This window comes from Stenotrophomonas sp. GD03958, assembly GCF_029839005.1.
GTDB lineage: Bacteria > Pseudomonadota > Gammaproteobacteria > Xanthomonadales > Xanthomonadaceae > Stenotrophomonas > Stenotrophomonas hibiscicola.
Genome location: NZ_JAOBZT010000127.1, coordinates 1 through 4,525 on the forward strand (window position 1 = coordinate 1; position 4,525 = coordinate 4,525).

Annotated in this window: 5 protein-coding genes; 3 read left to right on the forward strand and 2 right to left on the reverse strand. The window is 62.5% G+C overall.

Annotation, left to right across the window (positions count from 1 at the left end):
* Positions 1-481: 481 nt before the first annotated feature.
* Together N5C25_RS20145 and N5C25_RS20150 are read right to left on the reverse strand one after the other, a co-directional pair.
* Positions 482-805 (reverse strand): hypothetical protein, encoded by a 324-nt coding sequence (locus tag N5C25_RS20145; RefSeq protein WP_279937763.1) that lies wholly within the window; start codon positions 803-805, stop codon positions 482-484.
* A 50-nt stretch (positions 806-855) separates the two neighbouring features.
* A complete protein-coding gene (locus N5C25_RS20150; RefSeq protein WP_279937765.1) occupies positions 856-1,539 on the reverse strand; it encodes a hypothetical protein in 684 nt (227 codons plus the stop codon).
* Positions 1,540-1,820: 281 nt separating this feature from the next.
* Between N5C25_RS20150 and N5C25_RS20155 the strand changes: the two genes are divergently transcribed.
* The 3 genes from N5C25_RS20155 to N5C25_RS20165 all read left to right on the forward strand — a co-directional run.
* Complete coding sequence (locus tag N5C25_RS20155; RefSeq protein ID WP_279937766.1) at positions 1,821-2,438, forward strand: hypothetical protein; 618 nt, start codon at positions 1,821-1,823, stop codon at positions 2,436-2,438.
* A gap of 54 nt (positions 2,439-2,492) precedes the next feature.
* Positions 2,493-3,032, forward strand: a complete 540-nt coding sequence (locus N5C25_RS20160; protein WP_279937767.1) for a DUF3304 domain-containing protein — start codon at positions 2,493-2,495, stop codon at positions 3,030-3,032.
* A 127-nt stretch (positions 3,033-3,159) separates the two neighbouring features.
* On the forward strand, positions 3,160-4,525 hold a 1,366-nt coding region (locus N5C25_RS20165), incomplete at its 3' end, for a coniferyl aldehyde dehydrogenase (protein ID WP_279937768.1).

Here is a 4,525-nt window from a genome sequence, read left to right on the forward strand (position 1 = left end):
GACGCGAAAAGGCAGCGCACAATGTCGAAATCGCGGTTGAAAAGCATCCGAAGCCACAGCCCGTATCGCGCCCGGGGTCGGAACCCTTTCGCATGCGAAAGGGCTCTGACCCAATCGCGGTAGGCAGTGCAAGTTAGAGCCTGGTGCAGTCGATCAACAGTCGGCTCTACCCGCCGTACAGCGCCTTTCTCTGCGAAGGAGTGACTTCAAAGATCCCCGCATCGATCAGCTTCCCGTAGTGTTCCCTGTTGCTTGGACCTGGCGGGTCGCAGCGAAGCAGATTATCGATGGAACCATCGGGCGCATCCGAGGGGCTCGGGCGGCCTGAGGCATAGTCTTCTGCGGTAGGGCGCTCCTCAGAAATGGTCAGGTTGGGAAGGGCCGGAGATACCCAGGCTCCAACGTCATTGAACTGCCCTCCACAGAATTGCCCGGTCTGACGCGCAAGCAGGCACCCGCTTCGTGTGTCGATGAAACCGCATTACTGCCTTTCCTGCAGAGAACGGCGTCCATCCGGCATGCCAACCTCACCGGATTCCACGTCAGTGACAAGCACATACCGACCGTCAGGGGACGTCGCCGGACCGGTGTCGTACTCGAACAGAGAGTACGAGCGTTTGCTCAACGCTATGCGGCGCACCAGCTTGCCCTGCTTCATCACCGACAGGTTCCGGTAGCGACCATTCTCCTCGCCGTCGTATCGCAGTGTGATGTTGCTGCCAGCGGTTACCGATCTTCCGCCGTCAGCCTTCGTATCCTCTGTTGGAACCAGTGTTGCGAGCACGGCGAAGATCAAGCTAAACAAGTACATTCTCCAGGAAACCGTCACTTGCGGGCGCGAGCATGCGATGGGTATCAGGGGCCTGTGGCGGCCATTTCGGGGCACTCACCTTTCTCCGCCAGCCTTCGCCTCGAGAACTCCTTGATGCAGAACAAGCGCTGTTCACTCTCATCGCCTGCCTGCTCGATCTTTCTGCGCAACTGGTCGGCTCCCGGGCAGCGCGCAGCGCGATCGGCAAGGAGGTTGCACACAGGAACGAACGGGAAGTGCACCTGATGGCGCGGGATGTTCAGCCTTTTATCCCAGGCCTCGAACGGAAAGAGCACATGTAACAACCCATCTGCCGCCTCATCCTTGCTTGGTCGCGTGAGGGCAACATCCGGTGCATCCCTGAGCAACGCCGCATAGGCGTCCAGGAAGCGACGGCCGTACCGATCATGCTCCGCCGGTGTGCTCGCCTGCCGCAAGGCGGTGTAGTGCGGGAAGAGGCTGTCTACATCGGGTCCGCTGCAGATCACGCCGAACGAACGCGAGCTGTCATTGATGGGAATCTGTACACGGCAGATCGTACGCTCGAGCCTCTCTGCAAGCGCCTCGAGCACCCTGCCAATACTGGCACCAGGTGTGGCATCGCCCTCGAGCTCGCCGACGACGGCAGCCAGGCTGTCGCCCACCAATGGGATGTGTTCGCGCTCGGCGTTCAGGCCGACTGCCGCGACATCAGTGGACTGTTCGCTGGCATCGGAAGCTCCGGCCATGAGAAGACATCCGGTCAGAAATGCAAATGCGAGTCGCATCCACGCATGTTATTGGAGGTGGGACACTACCTTCAGCGCGCTGACGTCGTGCGGCAATGAAACAAGTACGAATCTACATATCAGCCCAGTATTTGATCGTACCGGTGCGGGATGACGTATCCAGCCACACAGAAGACGGGGACCTCTAGCAAGAACTGCCAACTTCTGACGCAAATGGCCCGAGCTCCCGTTGTTCGTCAGTGCGTCCCATAGCATGGGTATTCATCGAATCGGATCGGGGCATGCGCAGCGCACTTCTGGCGGCGATCATCACTGTCTCAGCGTCAGCGGCCGGCGCAGAAACGCATGTAGCTGCCGACGGTGCGACACCGCAGGGAAGCCTGCGAGTCGAGGAAAGATCGCCCGTGATCAAACAACTTTGCAAGACAGAGAAGGTCTGGCTGTCCTGGAACAACGCCGTACCAAACGCAACGCTGGTGACCTGCGATTGCAGTTGCACATCGCATGACAACTCAGGATGGCTTGTCGAGGCGCAACCGGAAGTCGACACCTATCGGGTGCATCGAGTCTCTCTCGGCAAGGTTTTCAGTCCCACGGGGTTCCGTCGGGCTGGTGCGCGGATTCAGGACATCGTCTCGTCGCATCCGTGGTGCTCAGGCGCCAAACCGAGCATGCCGACGAATGCCGTGTTTGCGACGTTGGTGAAGCAGCCCACGGAATCGGGCGATGAGCTTTACTGCTTTACGCCTCACTTCTTCGTAGGTGATCGGAATGTCCCCCTGAAGACGATTCCAATGTCGGGCGAGCAGTTCTCCGACGCGCCCGCAGCAGAATCAGCACTGATCGCGCGGGAGGTCGAGTTCCTGCGTGATTGGCGGCTGGAGTTTGCGCCGGAGTAGCGCATTCGTTCCCTCGGACAAAGTATGAGGGCTATACATTGTGGAGTTTCATTGATGTTTGTTTTGAAGCACGTGGTGCTGGCATTTCTTGTTGGTCCACCTCTGCTCTTGTCTACCTACGTGGTGGATGCCAGTGCGATCTATGGCGTCAACCACACCCATTGGGCGATCAACCGATTCAGTGTCGATGACCGTTCGGCCGTTGACATCATTGGCCCGTATCAAGGCGGCGGTGGAGGGTGCTGCTACACGGTTCCAGATCAGTGGCGGCCAGGGTTGATGGTACGAGTCGATTGGGAAACCGGGGTAGGAGGCTCAGAAGGATTTCCTGGATTTGCAGATGAGTCGAAATACGACGCCTGGTTGCAACAGATCGAGGCACAAAAGAGAACGCACAGCAAAGTCGTCCCCGTCCCGGATTACACCGATCAGAGAGTCTGCGGCGTCACCGTGCACTTCCTGCCATGTGATGACATTCAGGTCACCACCTCCTGTTACGCCTACGGCAGCCCCGAATACCCGATCAAGATTCCGCTTGAGTTGCCAGAACCGCAGTCTTGCCCGGCACAACCTACCGACCAGCAGAAGACGTAGTGATGGACGGGTTTGCATGAGGGGGTGAACGCATGCAAGGCGGTCGAGAGGCATCCGAATGAGATCCTTTCCCACGGCGTGAAGGTTGGCATGCGAGCCAGGCACGGCTCGACCCTACAATCGGCCCATGACCACCACCTCCCGGGCCGAACTCCCCGCCCTCCTGCACACCCTGCGCGGCGCCTGGCAGTCGCAGCGCCCCACGCTGCACCAGCGCGAAGCCGACCTGCGCCGCCTGCGCGAAGCGCTGAAGCCACGCCTGGATGAAATGGCCCAGGCCATCGCCGAGGACTTCGGCCACCGCGTCCACGTCGAATCGAAGCTGGCCGATGGCATGAGCGTGCTGTCGGCCATCGACCACCTGCGCCGCCACCTGCGGCGCTGGTCGAAGCCGCAGCGGGTCGGTGCAGGCTGGAAGCTGTGGCCGGCGCGTGCGCAGCTGCGGCCGACGCCGCTGGGCGTGGTCGGGGTGATCTCGCCCTGGAACTACCCGGTCACGCTGGCGCTGGTGCCGCTGGCCACCGCGATTGCCGCTGGCAACCATGTACTGCTGAAACCCTCCGAACACACCCCGCGCACCAGCGCGTTCCTGGCCGATCTGCTGGCCAGTGTGTTCCCGCCCGATCGGGTGGCGGTGGTGCAGGGCGGGGCCGATGTGGCCGCGGCGGTGTCCTCGCTGCCGCTGGACCATCTGCTGTTCACCGGCTCGACCGCCGTGGGCCGCAAGGTGATGGCCGCCGCCGCCGAGCATCTGGTGCCGGTTACGCTGGAACTGGGTGGCAAGTCGCCGGCCATCGTCTGCCGCGATTTTCCGCTGGGCAAAGCCGCCGCGCGGCTGGCCACCGGCAAGTGGTTCAACGCGGGCCAGACCTGCATTGCGCCGGATTATGTGCTGATCGATACGGTCCGCCAGCGCGAGTTCGTACAGGCGCTGCAGCAGCAGGTGCGCGAACGCTATGGCGACTTCAGCAATGCCGACGACTACACGCGCATCATCAACGAGGGCCAGTACCAGCGCCTGCAGGGCTACCTGGTGCAGGCGCGCGAACGTGGCGTGCCGGTGATTCCGTTGGCGCAGGTGGATGAGGCGCGCGCCGACCGCGAGCGCCTGCTGGTGCCGACCGTGGTGCTGGACCCGCCCGACGATCTGGACCTGATGCGCGAGGAAATCTTCGGGCCGATCCTGCCGGTGCGGGCCTACCCGGATCTGGAGGCGGCGCTGGCCGACGTGCTGTCCCGTGACCGGCCGCTGGCGCTGTATCCCTTCAGCCACGACCGCGCGACGGTGGAGCGCATCCTCGGCCAGGTGGTGGCGGGCGGGGTGACGGTGAATGACACGCTGCTGCACTTCGCCGCCGATGGCCTGCCGTTTGGCGGGGTAGGGGCCAGCGGCATGGGCGCGTACCACGGCCGCGCCGGGTTCGATGCGATGAGCAAGCGGCTGCCGGTGCTGTGGCAGTCGCGCTGGGCGGCCAGCGACCGGCTGCGGCCGC

What these genes read in the sequence shown, in the direction of transcription:
- N5C25_RS20160 (WP_279937767.1), top strand. Translation starts at nt 2,493, where the DNA reads ATGTTTGTTTTGAAGCACGTGGTGCTGGCATTTCTTGTTGGTCCACCT.
- N5C25_RS20150 (WP_279937765.1), bottom strand. Translation starts at nt 1,539, where the DNA reads ATGGCCGGAGCTTCCGATGCCAGCGAACAGTCCACTGATGTCGCGGCA.
- N5C25_RS20155 (WP_279937766.1), top strand. Translation starts at nt 1,821, where the DNA reads ATGCGCAGCGCACTTCTGGCGGCGATCATCACTGTCTCAGCGTCAGCG.